Source organism: Pseudomonas sp. Os17, from assembly GCF_001547895.1.
In the GTDB taxonomy this organism is placed as follows: Bacteria; Pseudomonadota; Gammaproteobacteria; order Pseudomonadales; family Pseudomonadaceae; genus Aquipseudomonas.
On record NZ_AP014627.1, the window covers coordinates 1,161,119 to 1,176,410 of the forward strand.

Annotated in this window: 17 protein-coding genes; 10 read left to right on the forward strand and 7 right to left on the reverse strand. The window is 62.7% G+C overall.

What is annotated here, in order from left to right; genetic code table 11:
- Positions 1-112 precede the first annotated feature (112 nt).
- The 4 genes from moaC (at position 113) to POS17_RS05180 (ending at position 2,274) form a co-directional block, all read left to right on the forward strand.
- Entirely contained in the window at positions 113-586 is a 474-nt protein-coding gene (moaC, locus tag POS17_RS05165) for a cyclic pyranopterin monophosphate synthase MoaC (protein ID WP_060837641.1), read from the forward strand.
- Entirely contained in the window at positions 583-825 is a 243-nt protein-coding gene (locus POS17_RS05170) for a MoaD/ThiS family protein (protein ID WP_060837642.1), read from the forward strand. The genes moaC and POS17_RS05170 overlap by 4 nt, the downstream gene beginning before the upstream one ends.
- A gap of 1 nt (position 826) precedes the next feature.
- Positions 827-1,279: a molybdopterin synthase catalytic subunit MoaE gene (gene moaE, locus POS17_RS05175; protein WP_060837643.1), complete on the forward strand. Its 453-nt coding sequence runs from the start codon at positions 827-829 to the stop codon at positions 1,277-1,279.
- 218 nt (positions 1,280-1,497) lie between these two features.
- The gene (locus tag POS17_RS05180) at positions 1,498-2,274 is read left to right on the forward strand and encodes an ABC transporter substrate-binding protein (protein ID WP_060837644.1); all 777 of its coding nucleotides are present in this window, start codon (positions 1,498-1,500) and stop codon (positions 2,272-2,274) included.
- Between the two features lie 94 nt (positions 2,275-2,368).
- Here POS17_RS05180 and POS17_RS05185 read toward each other — a convergent pair whose 3' ends face one another.
- The 5 genes from POS17_RS05185 to POS17_RS05205 form a co-directional block, all read right to left on the reverse strand.
- Positions 2,369-2,998, reverse strand: a complete 630-nt coding sequence (locus POS17_RS05185) for a helix-turn-helix transcriptional regulator (RefSeq protein ID WP_060837645.1) — start codon at positions 2,996-2,998, stop codon at positions 2,369-2,371.
- Between the two features lie 88 nt (positions 2,999-3,086).
- Positions 3,087-4,214, reverse strand: coding sequence for an NAD(P)/FAD-dependent oxidoreductase (locus POS17_RS05190; protein ID WP_060837646.1), 1,128 nt, complete (start codon positions 4,212-4,214; stop codon positions 3,087-3,089).
- 34 nt (positions 4,215-4,248) lie between these two features.
- Positions 4,249-5,202, reverse strand: coding sequence for an ornithine cyclodeaminase family protein (locus tag POS17_RS05195; RefSeq protein ID WP_060837647.1), 954 nt, complete (start codon positions 5,200-5,202; stop codon positions 4,249-4,251).
- 120 nt (positions 5,203-5,322) lie between these two features.
- Positions 5,323-6,819, reverse strand: a complete 1,497-nt coding sequence (rhlB, locus tag POS17_RS05200; protein WP_060837648.1) for an ATP-dependent RNA helicase RhlB — start codon at positions 6,817-6,819, stop codon at positions 5,323-5,325.
- Between the two features lie 97 nt (positions 6,820-6,916).
- Positions 6,917-7,573 carry an alpha/beta hydrolase gene (locus POS17_RS05205; RefSeq protein WP_060837649.1) on the reverse strand — a complete coding sequence of 219 codons (657 nt, stop codon included), beginning with the start codon at positions 7,571-7,573 and terminating at the stop codon, positions 6,917-6,919.
- Between the two features lie 476 nt (positions 7,574-8,049).
- Here POS17_RS05205 and POS17_RS05210 point away from each other — a divergent pair, with 476 nt between their 5' ends.
- The 4 genes from POS17_RS05210 (at position 8,050) to POS17_RS05225 (ending at position 12,208) form a co-directional block, all read left to right on the forward strand.
- The gene (locus POS17_RS05210; RefSeq protein ID WP_016965200.1) at positions 8,050-9,078 is read left to right on the forward strand and encodes an amino acid ABC transporter substrate-binding protein; all 1,029 of its coding nucleotides are present in this window, start codon (positions 8,050-8,052) and stop codon (positions 9,076-9,078) included.
- Between the two features lie 65 nt (positions 9,079-9,143).
- Positions 9,144-10,325, forward strand: coding sequence for an amino acid ABC transporter permease (locus POS17_RS05215; RefSeq protein ID WP_060837650.1), 1,182 nt, complete (start codon positions 9,144-9,146; stop codon positions 10,323-10,325).
- Between the two features lie 10 nt (positions 10,326-10,335).
- Complete coding sequence (locus tag POS17_RS05220) at positions 10,336-11,433, forward strand: amino acid ABC transporter permease (protein ID WP_060837651.1); 1,098 nt, start codon at positions 10,336-10,338, stop codon at positions 11,431-11,433.
- Positions 11,434-11,443: 10 nt separating this feature from the next.
- Positions 11,444-12,208: an amino acid ABC transporter ATP-binding protein gene (locus POS17_RS05225; protein WP_016965197.1), complete on the forward strand. Its 765-nt coding sequence runs from the start codon at positions 11,444-11,446 to the stop codon at positions 12,206-12,208.
- Positions 12,209-12,273: 65 nt separating this feature from the next.
- Here the strand turns inward: POS17_RS05225 and POS17_RS05230 are convergent, their stop codons facing one another.
- Entirely contained in the window at positions 12,274-12,756 is a 483-nt protein-coding gene (locus tag POS17_RS05230) for a type II toxin-antitoxin system MqsA family antitoxin (RefSeq protein WP_060837652.1), read from the reverse strand.
- The gene (locus tag POS17_RS05235) at positions 12,753-13,064 is read right to left on the reverse strand and encodes a type II toxin-antitoxin system MqsR family toxin (RefSeq protein WP_060841877.1); all 312 of its coding nucleotides are present in this window, start codon (positions 13,062-13,064) and stop codon (positions 12,753-12,755) included. Before POS17_RS05235 ends, POS17_RS05230 begins: the two co-directional genes overlap by 4 nt.
- 165 nt (positions 13,065-13,229) lie before the next feature.
- Here POS17_RS05235 and POS17_RS05240 point away from each other — a divergent pair, with 165 nt between their 5' ends.
- Positions 13,230-13,889, forward strand: coding sequence for a FadR/GntR family transcriptional regulator (locus POS17_RS05240; protein ID WP_060837653.1), 660 nt, complete (start codon positions 13,230-13,232; stop codon positions 13,887-13,889).
- Positions 13,890-13,902: 13 nt separating this feature from the next.
- On the forward strand, positions 13,903-15,195 hold the full coding sequence (locus tag POS17_RS05245; protein WP_060837654.1) for a CynX/NimT family MFS transporter: 1,293 nt from the start codon (positions 13,903-13,905) through the stop codon (positions 15,193-15,195).
- Positions 15,196-15,292: the final 97 nt, after the last annotated feature.

Genomic DNA, 15,292 nt, shown 5'->3' on the forward strand with positions numbered 1-15,292 from the left:
GTTCTGATGCGCCCTATTCGTCGGGCTGATTGCCGTTTGGCGCAGGCAGATGCCCCGTGCGAAAAATTGACCCGCAGGTTTACAATCGGCCCACCTGATCAGGAGTAACGCCGTGCTGACTCATCTCGATTCCCAGGGGCGCGCCAATATGGTCGACGTCACCGACAAGGCCGTGACTTTTCGCGAGGCGGCGGCCGAAGCCCGGGTGCGCATGCTCCCGCAAACCCTGCAGATGATCGTCAGTGGCGGTCACCCCAAGGGCGATGTATTTGCCGTGGCGCGCATCGCCGGGATTCAGGCAGCGAAGAAGACCAGCGAGCTGATCCCCCTGTGCCATCCGTTGATGCTGACCAGCGTCAAGGTCGAGCTCAGTGCCGAGGGCGAAGACAGCGTACACATCGTGGCCCGTTGCAAGCTGTCGGGGCAGACCGGGGTGGAGATGGAGGCGTTGACCGCCGCCAGCGTCGCCGCGCTGACGATCTATGACATGTGCAAGGCCGTGGACCGCGGCATGATCATCGAAGGCGTGCGGGTGCTGGAGAAGACCGGCGGCAAGAGCGGCCATTACCGGGTGGCTGACGCATGAAGATCTCGGTGAAGTTCTTTGCCCGCTACCGTGAGGCCCTGAAGCTCGATGGTGTGCTTGTCGAGGGTGACTTTGCCTGTGTCGACGATGTGCGCCAGGCGCTGCTGTCCCGTGACGGGGCCGCCGTGCTCGCCGAACAGAACCTGATGTGCGCCCGCAACGAAGAGCTGTGCCAGTTGGACGAACCCCTGGCGGACGGCGATGAAGTGGCGTTCTTTCCCACCGTGACCGGAGGCTGAGATGGCGATTCGTGTGCAAGCCGCGGCCTTCGATCCCGGCGCCGAAGTCAATGCCATGCACGCCGCCAATACCGGGGTGGGCGCGGTGGTCAGTTTTGTCGGCTACGTGCGCGATTTCAATGACGGCCAGGACGTGCACGGCATGTTCCTGGAGCATTACCCGGGCATGACCGAAAAGGCCCTGGGCAAGATTGCGGCCGAAGCCGAGCAGCGCTGGCCGCTGTTGCAATTGCAGGTGCTGCACCGCGTCGGCGCCCTGGAACCGGGCGAGCCGATAGTCTTCGTCGGCGCGGCCAGTGCCCATCGCCAGGCGGCCTTCGATGCCTGTGCCTTTGTCATGGATTATCTGAAGACTCGCGCGCCGTTCTGGAAAAAGGAAAACACCGCCGACGGCCCGCGCTGGGTGGAAGGCCGCGACAGTGATCACGCTGCGGCCGAGCGCTGGAAAGCCTGATCCCCTGATGCCTGCCGGCGGGGCCGGATCCCGCCGCAATCCTGCCTGCAATCGACTGCGACTGTTCCCGCCGACCGCTGGGGATAAGTCGCTGCGCGCGCCGTTGACGATATGTACGTAAAAGTCCAGTATGGAATTACAAGTACAAATACAGCGTCTCCCGTTTCACCCCTTCCTTCTGTCTTGCCAAACCAACAACAACCCGCGAGAGAACGAACATGAAAAAATTCCCCCTCATCAGTGGCCTGGCCTTGAGCCTGTTGGCGTGCAGCAGCCTGATGGCTGCCGAGAAAACCCTGCGCCTGGGCATCGAGGCGGCTTATCCGCCGTTCGCCTTCAAGACCGCCGACGGCAAGATCGGCGGTTTTGACTACGACATCGGCAATGCCCTGTGCGCGCAGATGCAGGTCAAGTGCGAGTGGATCGAGGGCGAGTTCGACGGCCTGATTCCCTCGTTGAAGGTGAAGAAGATCGACGCCGCGCTGTCCTCCATGACCATCACCGCGGAACGCCGTAAATCGGTGGATTTCACCCACAAGTACTACTTCACCTCGTCGCGCCTGGTGATGAAGAAGGGCGCGGTGGTGGATGACCAGTACGCCAGCCTCAAGGGCAAGACCGTGGGCGTGCAGCGTTCCACCACCACCGATCGTTTCGCCACCGAGGTCTTCGAGCCCAAGGGCATCAAGGTGGTGCGCTACAGCAACAACGAAGAGATCTACATGGACCTGGCGGCCGGGCGCCTGGACGCGATCTTCGCCGACACCATTCCCCTGGACGATTTCCTGTCGATGCCTCGCGGCGCCGACTACGCCTTTGTCGGGCCCGAGTTGAAGGATCCGAAGTACGTCGGCGAGGGCGCGGGGGTCGCGGTGCGCAAGGGCAACAGTGAACTGGTGGGCGAGTTGAACAAGGCCATCGATGAGATTCGCGCCAAGGGCGAATATCAGAAGATCCAGGCCAAGTACTTCAAGTCGGATATTTATGGGGATTGAGACATTGCGGTGTTCTTGAGGACGCCTTCGCGAGCGAGCTCGCTCCTACAGGTGTTGTGCAATTGCGTGTAGGAGCGGGCTTGCTCGCGAACCTTTACTGTCCCTTCAATTCCTTCAGGTGCTTGTACACCGTGGCCCGGCCCATGTTCAGCACGTTGGCCACGTAGTTGGAGGCGCTCTTGCCCTTGAAGGCGCCCTCGGCGTGCAGCGCCAGCACCAGCTCGCGCTTGTGGTCGCGGGTCAGCAGGTTCAGCCCCAGCTGGCGTTCGCGCAGCCAGTTGTGCAGGAAGGTGTTGATGCGTTCCTGCCAGTCGTCGCGAAACAGCGAGTCGGGCTGGGGAATCAGTTTGCTCGGCGAGAGGAACAGGTCCAGCGCCGCCTTGGCGTTTTCCAGCAGCGAGATGTTCAGGTTGATGCACAGCACGGCCATTGGCTGGCCGTGGCTGTCGCGCAGCACGCTGCTGAGGCTGCGGATCTTCTGCCCGTCCCAGTTGAGCTTTTCATAGGGGCCGATATTGCGCTCCTCGCTGTCGCCACTGAGCAGGTCTTCCAGGGCTGCATCGTCGCCCACTTCGCGCTTGGACAGGTTGTTGGCGATGTAGTCGATCTTCTGCGTGCGCAGGTCGTGGAGCACCACCTCGGCGTGAGGGAAGAACAGCGTGGCAATGGCATCGGCAATCGCCCGGAAGTTGTCCAGGGCAGGGTCCTTTGCGGGTGAGGTCATGGGTCGTACTCCAGGCGGCATCGGCGCCCGCCGTTGGCGGGCGCTGGGAGTGTGCCGCAATCGTTCGGGCGCGTTATCTTGAGGGCCTTCAGCCGAGGCGGGCAGGGGACAGCATGGCGGGCGTGAGGCCGAAGCGGGTCAGCTGTTCCGGCAGCGGCTGGCCCCGCACCAGGGCGGCGCTGGCCTGGCCCATGGCCGGGGAGGTCTGGATGCCGTAGCCGCCTTGCCCGGCGACCCAGAACAGCCCGGGCACCTGTGGATCAAAACCGGCCAGCAGATCACCGTCGCTGACAAAGCTGCGCAGGCCGGCCCAGGTCCGGGTTGGACGTCGGATGCTCAGGGTGGTGGCTTCTTCGATCTGGTAGATGCCCAGGGCAATGTCCAGTTCCTCGGGCTGCACATCGTGGGGCTCCACCGGGTCGGCGTTGGCCGGCGAGCCGAGGAACATGCCGGCGTCGGGCTTCATGTAGAAGGATTCGTCCAGGCTCACCAACATCGGCCACTGGTGAATATCGAGCCCTTCCGGGCCCGCGAAAATAAACGCCGCGCGGCGCTTGGGTTGCAGGCCCAGGCGGCGCGCGCCGGCCATGGCGCCGATCTGGTCGGCCCAGGCGCCGGCGGCGTTGATCAGCAGGGGGGCGCTGAAGGTCTGGCCGCTGGTTTGGACCTGCCACAGCCCTTGTTCATCACGGCGTAACCCCAGCACTTCATGGTCGGTATGGACCTGGCCCTGATGGCGGCGAATGCCCCGCAGGTAGCCTTGGTGCAGGGCGTCGGTGTCGATGTCGCTGGCAGTGGGGTCGTAGAGGGCCCCGTGGACCTTTTCACGGCGCAGGATCGGCAGGCGGGCGCAGGCTTCGTCGGCACTGAGCAGTTGCATCTCCGGCACCGTGGCCTTGGCGCTCAGGTACTGGTTGTTCAGTTCGGCCGGGTCACCGTTGAAGTCCACGGTCATTTCGCCCCGTGGCGTCAGCAGTGGGTGTTCGCAGAAACCCTCTGGCGGGTGGTCGAAAAAGTCCCGGCTGGCCAGGGTCAAGGCGCGCACCTGGGCAGTGCCATAGGCAGCGGTGTAGAGCGCGGCGGAGCGGCCGGTGGAGTGGTAGGCCGGGTGTGACTCGCGTTCCAGCACGATGACCCGGCCGTGGCGCGACAGCCAGTAACCGGTGGAGGCCCCGGCGATACCGCCGCCGATGATGATGAAGTCTGCCTGGGTCATTGATAACTCCGGAAAAGATGCAGGTGACGGGGGCTTAGGGCTGGCGTTGCAAGTGGTACAGGGCATTGGCCAGGGCGATGTCTTCCAGGCCCAGGCCGATGGAGCGGAAGAACACGTGGCGCTCGGCATTGGGGCGCCGGGCCTGGCCGCTGAGCAGCTCCGGCAGGTCGCCGAGGATCGCCGCGCTGTCCCAGCCGTGCTGTTCGCCGGCGATCAGCATCTCGCCGGCCGAGCCCGGGGTGGTGCGCCGGTAGTCGCAGTAGACCTGCAGCTCCGGTAGGGCCGCGGGCGGCACTTCATGGGCCCGTGGTGCGTTGGTGCTGATGGAGGTGATCAGCGCCGGCTTGCCGAGGCGGCGCGGATCGATCACCGGCCCGGCGGAGGAAGTGCAAAGCATGATCACGTCGGCATCTTCGACAGCCTCTTCAAGCTGCGGGACGATTTGCAGGCGCGGATCGAGGGCCTTGAGACGCGCAAGCTCCTCGGCGGATTTGCTCGCAAGGCTTGGGGAAAAGAGGCGGATGCTCTGCCAGGGGCGCAGGTCTTTCACGTAGTGCAGGTGAGCCTGGGCCACCGCGCCGCTGCCGATGATCGTCAGGTGCCGGGCCTCGGGCGTGGCCAGTGCCTCGACGGCGACCGCCGTGGTGGCGGCGGTGCGTGCGGTGGTCAGTTCGGCGGCGTCGCACAGCAGCAGCGGCTGGCCGCTGTCCATGGACATCAGCAGGGTCCAGGCGGTGACCAGCGGGCCTTCGGCGCGGACGATGTAGGGCGAAGTCTTGACCCCGTACACCCGATCTTCAGCCAGCACCCCCAGGTAGTTGATGAAGTCGCCGGCGCCCTGGGGAAACTCCACCAGCTGCTGCGCCGGTTGCACGGCGAGTCCGGCGGCCAGGTCGCGGAACAGTTTGCGCAAAATCTGCGGGACGTCGATTTGCCCGAGCCACTGGCGGGCTTCGGGTCGGGCCATCAGGTAGGGCGTGCTGGACATGCAAGGGCTCCCATCAAATTAAACTAATTTGTCCATTATGGACTTTTAGTTTTTGCGGGCAATATCCAGGCGAAAAAAAACGCAGCCGGTAATGGCTGCGTTTTTTGGGTGCGCCCGTGATCAGGCTTGCGGGCGTTTGCGCTCTACAGGGCGCAGCAGTTCGGCGGGCGGCATCTCGCAGCTGATCTTGCGTCCCAGCAGGGCTTCGATCGAGGGCAGCTGGTAGGAGTCGTCCTCGCCGGCGAAGCTGATGGACACGCCCTCGGCCCCGGCACGCCCGGTACGGCCGATGCGGTGCACGTAGTCGTCCGGCACTTCCGGCAGGGTGAAGTTGATCACATGGCTGATGCCGTCGATGTGAATGCCGCGGCCGGCCACGTCGGTGGCCACCAGCACCCGGATCTTGCCTTCGCGGAAGCCTTCCAGGGTCTTGATCCGCTTGTGCTGCGGCACGTCGCCGGACAGCTGGGCGGCGTTCACCCCGTCGCGCACCAGGCGTTCCTCGATGCGCCGCACTTCATCCTTGCGGTTGGCGAAGACCATGACCCGTTCCCAGCCGTTGTCGGTGACCAGGTTGTACAGCAGCTTGTACTTGTCGGCCCCGGCCACGGCATAAATGTGCTGTTCGACGTTTTCGCTGGCGACGTTCTCGGCCTCGATCTCGACGATCGCCGGATCGGTGGTCCATTGCTTGGCCAGGTTCATCACGTCATCGGTGAAGGTGGCGGAGAACAGCAGGGTCTGGCGTTCGCTCTTGGGCGGGGTCTGGCGGATGATCTGCCGCACCTGCGGGATGAAGCCCATGTCGAGCATGCGGTCGGCTTCGTCCAGCACCATCACTTCGACCATGTCCAGGTGCACGTCGCCGCGCTGGTTGAAGTCCAGCAGACGGCCCGGGGTGGCTACCAGGATGTCGCAGTGGCGGGCTTCCAGGTGCTTGAGCTGTTTGTCGAAGTCCATGCCGCCGACGAAGGTCATGACGTTGAGGCCGGTGTACTTGGTCAGCGCCGCGGCGTCCTTGGCGATCTGCACCACCAGCTCCCGGGTCGGGGCAATGATCAGCGCCCGTGGCTCGCCCATGTAGCGCTCTTTGGGCGGCGGGGTCTGCAGCAACTGGGTGATGATCGAGATCAGGAACGCGGCGGTCTTGCCGGTGCCGGTCTGGGCCCGGCCGATGGCGTCCTTGCCCGCCAGGGTATAGCCCAGCACCTGGGCCTGGATCGGCGTGCAATAAGGAAAGCCCAGGTCCTGGATGGCGTGCATCAGTTCCGGTGCCAGCTTGAAGTCGTGGAAACGGGTCTTGCCTTCCTGGGGTTCGACCACGAAGTCTTCAAGTTTCCAGGTACTGGCGGGCGGCTTGGGTGCGCGCGGACGGCGCGGCTGCTCAGGCTTGGGTTGCTCGGCCTTGGGCTTCTCTTGGCGTGGCGCTTTGGGAGCAGAAGGGGCGGCCGGTGTGTTCACCGGTTCTTTTTTAGCTGCGGTAGCGGGTGCGCTCCGTTCCGGCTGACGGCCGTCATTACGGCTGCTGGAACTGGGGGAAGGGGCACTGGGGCCTGGCGCGAGCGGCTCAGCCTCGCTTTTACCGAAGATTTTCTTGAGTGCTTTGAGCACGGTCATCTCATCAATTGGTTAAGGAATGTACGCCGGCCAGTGTAATGCAAGAAACGGGCGCGGCGTAGTCTGTTGCTCTGGCCCCCGGTTGGAGGCGGATTTTCTAGCGCAAACGCTCGTTCAGCCAGGTGCCGATATCGCTGATTTCTTCTGGTAACACCTCGTGCCCCATTGGGTATTCCTGCCATGTCACGGTGACACCATGCTGCTTCAAATACTCGTAGGCGGTGCGGCCCATGGCGTTTTGCACCACTTCGTCGTACTGGCCATGCAGCGACAGCACCGGAATCCGCTGTTGGCTGGCGGAAAGTTGCAGTTCGTCGCCAAAGGTCGGTGCGTAAGTGGAGAGGGCAAGCACGCCACCCAACGGACCCTGCCACTTGAGGAAGGCGGTGTGCAGTACGACGGCGCCCCCCTGGGAGAAACCTGCCAGGAAAATTCGCGAGGCGTCTATTCCGCTGGCGCGTTGCTCTTCGATAAGTCTGATGACTTCATCGGATGATTCGTCGAGCTGTTCACGACTGATCGCACGAGCCGGGTTCATGGCCAAAATGTCGTACCAACTGGGCATGGCATATCCGCCATTGATGGTCACGGCACGGGTCGGCGCCTGGGGCAGGACGAAGCGGGTGCTCAAGAGTTTTTCCTGCAGCATCTCGGCCACCGGCAGGAAGTCGTAACGGTCCGCTCCCAGGCCGTGAAGCCAGATCACACAGGCATCTGCGGGCTTGCTGGGCTGAAGAATCAAGGGCTCGGTCATGGCTGCTCCATTTTTGTGCGTGCGCGCTGATTGAGTGCGAGGTCAAGGGGCGCGCCCGGTTGATCGGTGAAGAAGATGTCGCACGGTTGAACGTTTTGCTATTGACCACTGGCTGAAACGCTTTAGCCGAAACTGTGGTACGGGCTTTGCTATGGCTCAGAAAGAGGAGTGGAAGTGATAGCACTCTCTGCCGGCGGTAACACTAACAGGCTACCGCGGGCGATGGCATAGCCAACCTCCTCTGATACAGGTTCGCCAATGGCCGCTACGGGCTTTGCGAACTGCAAAGGGCTACAGCCCGTTCGGCCGATTGGTGAGATGTAGGCCCCCCATTACGTGGATTTCTCCTACTAGACTCATAGCGAAGGTCTTACGCCGCTTGACCCCATAAAAAAGCCTACACGGGTCAACAGCGCCTCATGAGGGTGCGGCAGGACTCAAGCTCCGACACAACAAGAGCAAAACTGGAGGTTTGAATGAAGATGTTGAAATCCACCCTGGCCGCTGTCACGGCGGCCACGGTCCTGGCTACAAGCGGTTTCGCACAGGCGGGTGCGACTCTGGATGCAGTACAGAAGAAAGGTTTCGTACAGTGCGGCGTCAGTGATGGTCTGCCGGGCTTCTCGGTACCGGATGCGACCGGCAAGATCCTCGGGATCGACGCCGACGTTTGCCGCGCAGTGGCTGCTGCAGTATTCGGTGACGCGACCAAGGTCAAGTTCAGCCAGTTGAACGCCAAGGAGCGCTTCACCGCGCTGCAATCCGGCGAAATCGACGTGCTGTCGCGCAACACCACCTGGACCAGCTCTCGCGACGCGGGCATGGGCCTGATGTTTGCCGGTGTCACTTACTACGACGGCATCGGCTTCCTGGTGAACAACAAACTGGGTGTGAAAAGTGCCAAGGAGCTGGACGGTGCGACCATCTGTATTCAAGCCGGTACCACTACCGAGCTGAACGTGTCGGACTACTTCCGTGGCAATGGTCTGAAATACACCCCGATTACCTTTGACACTTCCGATGAAAGCGCCAAGTCCCTGGAATCCGGACGTTGCGACGTGCTGACATCCGACAAGTCCCAGCTTTACGCACAGCGCAGCAAGCTGGCGACCCCGACCGATTATGTCGTGCTGCCGGAAACCATCTCCAAGGAGCCGCTGGGCCCGGTGGTGCGTAAGGGCGACGAAGAGTGGTTCAGCATCGTCAAGTGGACCCTGTTCGCCATGCTCAACGCCGAAGAGGCGGGCATCACTTCGAAAAACGTCGAAGCTGAAGCCAAGTCGACCAAGAACCCTGATGTGGCACGTCTGCTGGGCGCGGACGGTGAATACGGCAAAGACCTGAAACTGCCGAAGGACTGGGTAGTACAGATCGTCAAGCAAGTAGGTAACTACGGTGAAGTGTTCGAGAAGAACCTCGGCAAGAGCACGCCACTGGCCATCGACCGCGGCCTGAACGCGCTGTGGAACAACGGCGGCATCCAATACGCACCACCTGTGCGCTGATGGTTCTATCACCCGGCGGGCCAACCGCCGGGTGATGTTCTGTTCCATTATTCCTGGGGCACTTCATGCAAAATTCTATCGGCGCACCCAAGCAGAGGCTTAGCCTCAGCGATCCGCGTGTGCGCGCCTGGCTGTTCCAGATCATCACCCTCGTGGCGGTGGTTTCGCTGGGCTGGTTTCTGTTCGACAACACGCAAACCAACCTTCAGCACCGGGGTATCACCTCGGGTTTCGACTTTCTTGAGCGCAGCGCCGGTTTCGGCATCGCTCAACACCTGATTGCCTACACCGAAGCGGACAGCTATGCCCGGGTCTTCGTCATCGGCCTGCTCAATACGCTGCTGGTGACCTTTATCGGGGTAATCCTGGCGACCCTGCTGGGGTTCATCATCGGGGTGGCGCGGCTGTCGCAGAACTGGATCATCAACAAGCTGGCGACGGTGTATGTGGAAGTGTTCCGCAACATTCCGCCGCTGCTGCAGATCCTGTTCTGGTACTTCGCGGTGTTCCTGACCATGCCGGGGCCGCGCAACAGCCACAACTTCGGCGACACCTTCTTTGTCAGCAGCCGGGGCCTGAACATGCCGGCGGCGCAAATGGCCCCGGGGTTCTGGGCGTTCGTGGCGAGTGTGGTGCTGGCCATCGTCGCCATCGTGCTGATGTGCCGCTGGGCCAACAAACGCTTTGAAGAAACCGGGGTGCCGTTCCACAAGTTCTGGTGCGGATTGGCGCTGCTGCTGGTGATTCCGGCGTTGTGCACCCTGTTGTTCGGTTCGCCGGTGCATTGGGAGTTGCCGAAGCTGCAAGGCTTCAACTTCGTTGGCGGCTGGGTGCTGATTCCCGAGCTGCTGGCCCTGACCCTGGCCCTGACCGTCTACACCGCGGCATTCATCGCCGAGATCGTGCGCTCCGGGATCAAGTCGGTGAGCCACGGCCAGACCGAGGCGGCCCGCTCCCTGGGGCTGCGCAACGGCCCGACCCTGCGCAAGGTGATCATTCCCCAGGCCCTGCGGGTGATCATTCCGCCGTTGACCAGCCAATACCTGAACCTGGCGAAGAACTCGTCCCTGGCCGCGGGTATCGGCTACCCGGAAATGGTTTCGCTGTTCGCCGGCACGGTGCTCAACCAGACCGGCCAGGCCATCGAGGTCATTGCCATCACCATGAGCGTGTACCTGGCGATCAGCATCAGCATTTCCCTGCTGATGAACTGGTACAACAAGCGCATTGCGCTGATCGAGCGGTGAGGAAGCGCCCATGACAACTCATACTTTCAAGCCCGACATGCCGCCGCCCAGCCGCAGTATCGGCGTGCTGGCGTGGATGCGCGCCAACATGTTTTCCAGCTGGCTCAACACCCTGTTGACCCTGTTTGCCTTCTACCTGATCTACCTGGTGGTGCCGCCGCTCCTGCATTGGGCGATCCTCGACGCCAACTGGGTCGGCACCACCCGTGCCGATTGCACCAAGGACGGCGCCTGCTGGGTGTTCATCCAGCAGCGTTTCGGCCAGTTCATGTATGGCTACTACCCGGTGGAACTGCGCTGGCGGGTGGACCTGACCGTGTGGCTGGCGGTGATCGGCGTGGCGCCGTTGTTCATCTCGCGCTTTGCCCGCAAGGCGATCTACGGCTTGTGTTTCCTGGTGTGGTACCCGGTGGTTGCCTACACCTTGCTGCATGGCGGTTACCTGGGCTTGAGCAATGTCGCCACCAGCCAATGGGGCGGTCTGATGCTGACCCTGGTGATCGCCACGGTGGGGATTGCCGGAGCCCTGCCGCTGGGGATCCTGCTGGCATTGGGGCGACGCTCCAACCTGCCGGCGATTCGCGTGGTCTGCGTGACCTTCATCGAGTTCTGGCGCGGCGTGCCGCTGATCACCGTGCTGTTCATGTCCTCGGTGATGCTGCCGCTGTTCCTGCCCGAGGGCATGAACTTCGACAAGCTGTTGCGGGCCCTGATCGGGGTGATCCTGTTCCAGTCGGCCTATGTGGCCGAGGTGGTGCGCGGTGGCTTGCAAGCCATTCCCAAGGGCCAGTACGAAGCCGCTGCGGCCATGGGCCTGGGTTATTGGCGGGCCATGGGCCTGGTGATTCTGCCCCAGGCCCTGAAGCTGGTGATTCCCGGCATCGTCAACACCTTCATCGCCCTGTTCAAGGACACCAGCCTGGTGATCATCATCGGCCTGTTCGACCTGCTCAACAGCGTCAAGCAAGCCGCCGCCGATCCCAAATGGCTGGGCATGGCCACCGAAGGCTATGTCTTCGCGGCCCTGGTGTTCTGGATTTTCTGTTTCGGTATGTCCCGCTACTCCATGCATCTGGAGCGTAAGTTGGACACAGGCCACAAGCGTTAGGAGTATCTCCATGAGTGAAGCGAACAAAAAGCCTGTGGGCCCTGAAGGCATTATTCAGATGCAGGGTGTGAACAAGTGGTACGGCCAGTTCCACGTGTTGAAGGACATCAACCTCAACGTCAGGCAGGGTGAGCGCATCGTGCTGTGCGGGCCTTCGGGCTCGGGCAAGTCCACCACCATCCGCTGCCTCAACCGCCTGGAAGAGCACCAGCAGGGACGCATCGTGGTGGATGGCGTCGAGCTGACCAACGACCTCAAGCAGATCGAGGCCATTCGCCGGGAAGTGGGCATGGTGTTCCAGCACTTCAACCTGTTCCCGCACCTGACCATCCTGCAAAACTGCACCCTGGCGCCGATGTGGGTGCGCAAGATGCCCAAGCGCAAGGCCGAGGAAATCGCCATGCACTATCTGGAGCGGGTGCGCATTCCGGAGCAGGCCAACAAGTACCCGGGCCAGCTGTCCGGTGGCCAGCAGCAACGGGTGGCGATTGCCCGGGCGCTGTGCATGAAGCCCAAGATCATGCTGTTCGACGAACCCACCTCGGCCCTGGACCCGGAAATGGTCAAGGAGGTGCTCGATACCATGATCGGCCTGGCGGAAGACGGCATGACCATGCTCTGCGTGACCCATGAAATGGGCTTTGCCCGCACCGTGGCCAATCGGGTGATCTTCATGGACAAGGGCGAAATCGTCGAGCAGGCGGCCCCCAACGACTTCTTCGACAACCCGCAGAACGACCGCACCAAGCTGTTCCTGAGCCAGATCCTGCATTGATCCTGATGCACGGCTGGCGCTGACGATAAACCCGGACTGGCTCCGGGTTTATTTTTGCCCGGCATTCAGCTGCCGGCAGCGCCGAGCTGTGGTTCGGGGTGGTCGCCCAAGGCTGAGGGCGCCAGCCGTGGTTCGCCAAGCTCCAGTACGTCCTTCATCAACCGTGGGTGGCGATCCAGCAGGCGCATCAGCACGTACAGCGGTTGGGGCACGCCGACTTCGCCGCGCTCGTAACGGGAAAAGGCGTTGTGCCCGCCGCCGGACAGCAGTTTGACCGCTTCTTTCTGCGAGAGGTGCAGCTTGCGGCGGATGCGCTTCAGGTCGGCGGCGACGTTCTGCCGGTACTCCTCCAGCAAGTGGTCGCCCGCGGCGGCATAGCGCTCTGCACTCTGGGCATCGAATTCGATTTCACCGCACTCCTGGCATTCCCAGCCCGCCAGGCCATGGAGCTGACGCTGCAGGTGCCGGTAGTCGATGAGCTCGCTGCGCTGCTCGAAGGCCAGCATGCCGGTGGGAGCGCCGCAGCTGTAGCATTGTTGTCGTTTCATGTCTCTGCCTCCTTGAAGGAGATCACTGGAGGCCCTGCACCGGGGCGGTAGGTGACCTTGATGTAGAGCGTCCGGTTATCGATGCGGGTGTAATACACGTCCTGCCACAGCCGGTGATCGCCATAGGTGGTCATCGATTTGTAGAACAGGCTGCCCTGCAGTCCGGCGATCACTCGTTGCATGGCGGCCAGGGACAATCCGAGTTCCTTGCCGCAGCGCAATGCGCTTCGAGTGAAGGCGTGTGCTCCATGCCGAACGACCTGTGCCTTGATCAGCGACAGGTCGTAATGAGGTGTTTTCTTTTCCATGAGACACCCTTGAGGCTTGACCGAAATTACCCTTATAGGGTTTTTTGTCAAGGCCTGTTTGCCTTGGCGAAAGTGCCTCCTCCAGCCTAAATCGTTGAACTCTCGGAAAAGCCTGAATACCATGTCGGACAATTCATCCGATGATTGGATGATTGAGCGAGTCCCATGAGCGAAACATCCCCCCTGATCAAAAAATCCCTGGTTGACCAGGCCCTGGAACAACTGCGCAAACGCATCAACAGCGGTGCCTGGCGGGTCGGCCAGCGCTTGCCCACCGAACCGGAACTGGCCCAAGAACTGGGCATCAGCCGCAATACCGTGCGCGAAGCCATGCGAGTGCTGGCGTTCTCCGGACTGATCGAGATCCGCCAGGGCGACGGCAGCTACCTGCGAGCGGTGGCCGATCCACTGGACATGCTCCAGGCCCTGTCCCAGTGCTCCCTGGAACAGGCCCGGGAGACCCGGCAAATCCTCGAAGTGGAGGCGGTCGGCCTGGCGGCCCTGCGCCGCACCGACGAGGACCTGCAGGCCCTGAACCAAGCCTTGCAGGCCAGCAGCGGGCATTTTCATGGTGACCTGGAGAGCTACATCGCCTGCGACCTGGTCTTTCACCAGCGCCTGGTGGATGCCGCCCACAACCCGACCCTCAGCCAGCTGTACCGCTATTTTTCCAGCGTGGTGGGCGCGCAGTTGCGCCAGACCTTGACCCAGGCTCCGCGTCGCCAGGACGTCTTCGATCTCCATCAGCATCTGCTGGATGCCATCGAACAGGGCGACCCCGAGCAGGCCAAGCAGTTGTCCCGCCAGTTGATCAACGAATCCTGAATCCGAGACCTTCATGTCCAATCACCAGGTACCCCCGAATACCCCGTCTGCTCCTCGGCGTCCTGCCGAACTCGAAGAGCTGCTGATCGACGCCGAGGCCGATGACGAGGAGCTTCAGCAGGCCCCACCCGCGGTGCGCCGGCCCTGGCTGTTGCTGCTGGGGCTGATTCTGGTGGCGCTGAACCTGCGTCCGGCGCTGTCGAGCATGGCGCCGTTGCTCAGCGATGTGTCGCAGCAACTGGGGCTGTCAGCCGCCAAGGCCGGCCTGCTGACCACTCTGCCGGTGCTGTGCCTGGGCTTGTTCGCGCCTTTGGCGCCGCTGCTGGCCCGGCGTTTTGGTGCCGAGCGGGTGGTGCTGGGGATTCTCCTGACCCTGGCCCTGGGCATTGTGCTGCGCAGTTCCCTGGGGGAGTTCGGCGTCTTTGCCGGGAGCATCCTGGCCGGCGCCAGCATCGGCGTGATCGGGGTGCTGCTGCCGGGCATCGTCAAGCGCGATTTTGCCCGCCATGCAGGCACCATGACCGGGGTCTACACCATGGCCCTGTGCCTGGGGGCAGCGATGGCGGCAGGCGCGACGGTGCCCCTGAGCCAGCACTTCGGTAGCAATTGGGCCATGGGCCTGGGGTTCTGGGTCGTGCCGGCGCTGGCGGCGGCGCTGTTCTGGTTGCCGCAAGTGGGGCACAAACACGGCGCCCATCATGTCGCCTTCCGTGTGCGCGGGTTGCTGCGTGATCGCCTGGCCTGGCAGGTCACCCTGTACATGGGCCTGCAGTCCTCCCTGGCCTACATCGTGTTTGGCTGGCTGCCGTCGATCCTGATCGGCCGCGGGCTGAGTCCGACCCAGGCCGGACTGGTGCTCTCCGGATCGGTGATCGTGCAACTGGCCAGCTCCCTGGCGGCGCCCTGGCTGGCGACCCGCGGCAAGGACCAGCGCCTGGCCATCGTGATGGTCATGCTGATGACCCTGGGCGGCCTGTTCGGTTGCCTGTATGCGCCGCTGGACGGCTTGTGGGGTTGGGCGATCCTGCTGGGCCTGGGGCAGGGCGGCACTTTCAGCCTGGCCCTGACCCTGATCGTGCTGCGCTCGCGGGACACCCATGTGGCGGCCAACCTGTCGAGCATGGCCCAGGGCATCGGTTACACCCTGGCGTCCATGGGGCCCTTTGCGGTGGGGCTGGTGCACGACTGGACCGGTGGCTGGAACGCCGTGGGCTGGATCTTCGCCGTGTTGGGCAGCGGGGCGATCATCGCCGGCCTGGGCGCCGGTCGTTCGCTGTATGTGCAGGTGCAAAGCGAGAAAATCTGACGGACTTCGCTGTCGGTATTTGCCTGGCAAATGCCGATAGTCTTCCCGAGGCATGGGGATTATTGTGCTGGCATTCCCTTGCCTTTCCGGAGTCTGT

Bases quoted from the DNA above. Each gene is read 5' to 3' on its own strand.
- moaE (WP_060837643.1), top strand. From the start codon at position 827: ATGGCGATTCGTGTGCAAGCCGCGGCCTTCGATCCCGGCGCCGAAGTC.
- POS17_RS05245 (WP_060837654.1), top strand. From the start codon at position 13,903: ATGTCCAATCACCAGGTACCCCCGAATACCCCGTCTGCTCCTCGGCGT.
- POS17_RS05220 (WP_060837651.1), top strand. From the start codon at position 10,336: ATGACAACTCATACTTTCAAGCCCGACATGCCGCCGCCCAGCCGCAGT.
- POS17_RS05210 (WP_016965200.1), top strand. From the start codon at position 8,050: ATGAAGATGTTGAAATCCACCCTGGCCGCTGTCACGGCGGCCACGGTC.
- POS17_RS05180 (WP_060837644.1), top strand. From the start codon at position 1,498: ATGAAAAAATTCCCCCTCATCAGTGGCCTGGCCTTGAGCCTGTTGGCG.
- rhlB (WP_060837648.1), bottom strand. From the start codon at position 6,819: ATGACCGTGCTCAAAGCACTCAAGAAAATCTTCGGTAAAAGCGAGGCT.
- POS17_RS05185 (WP_060837645.1), bottom strand. From the start codon at position 2,998: ATGACCTCACCCGCAAAGGACCCTGCCCTGGACAACTTCCGGGCGATT.
- POS17_RS05205 (WP_060837649.1), bottom strand. From the start codon at position 7,573: ATGACCGAGCCCTTGATTCTTCAGCCCAGCAAGCCCGCAGATGCCTGT.
- POS17_RS05230 (WP_060837652.1), bottom strand. From the start codon at position 12,756: ATGAAACGACAACAATGCTACAGCTGCGGCGCTCCCACCGGCATGCTG.
- POS17_RS05190 (WP_060837646.1), bottom strand. From the start codon at position 4,214: ATGACCCAGGCAGACTTCATCATCATCGGCGGCGGTATCGCCGGGGCC.
- POS17_RS05195 (WP_060837647.1), bottom strand. From the start codon at position 5,202: ATGTCCAGCACGCCCTACCTGATGGCCCGACCCGAAGCCCGCCAGTGG.
- POS17_RS05240 (WP_060837653.1), top strand. From the start codon at position 13,230: ATGAGCGAAACATCCCCCCTGATCAAAAAATCCCTGGTTGACCAGGCC.
- POS17_RS05215 (WP_060837650.1), top strand. From the start codon at position 9,144: ATGCAAAATTCTATCGGCGCACCCAAGCAGAGGCTTAGCCTCAGCGAT.
- POS17_RS05235 (WP_060841877.1), bottom strand. From the start codon at position 13,064: ATGGAAAAGAAAACACCTCATTACGACCTGTCGCTGATCAAGGCACAG.
- POS17_RS05170 (WP_060837642.1), top strand. From the start codon at position 583: ATGAAGATCTCGGTGAAGTTCTTTGCCCGCTACCGTGAGGCCCTGAAG.
- POS17_RS05225 (WP_016965197.1), top strand. From the start codon at position 11,444: ATGAGTGAAGCGAACAAAAAGCCTGTGGGCCCTGAAGGCATTATTCAG.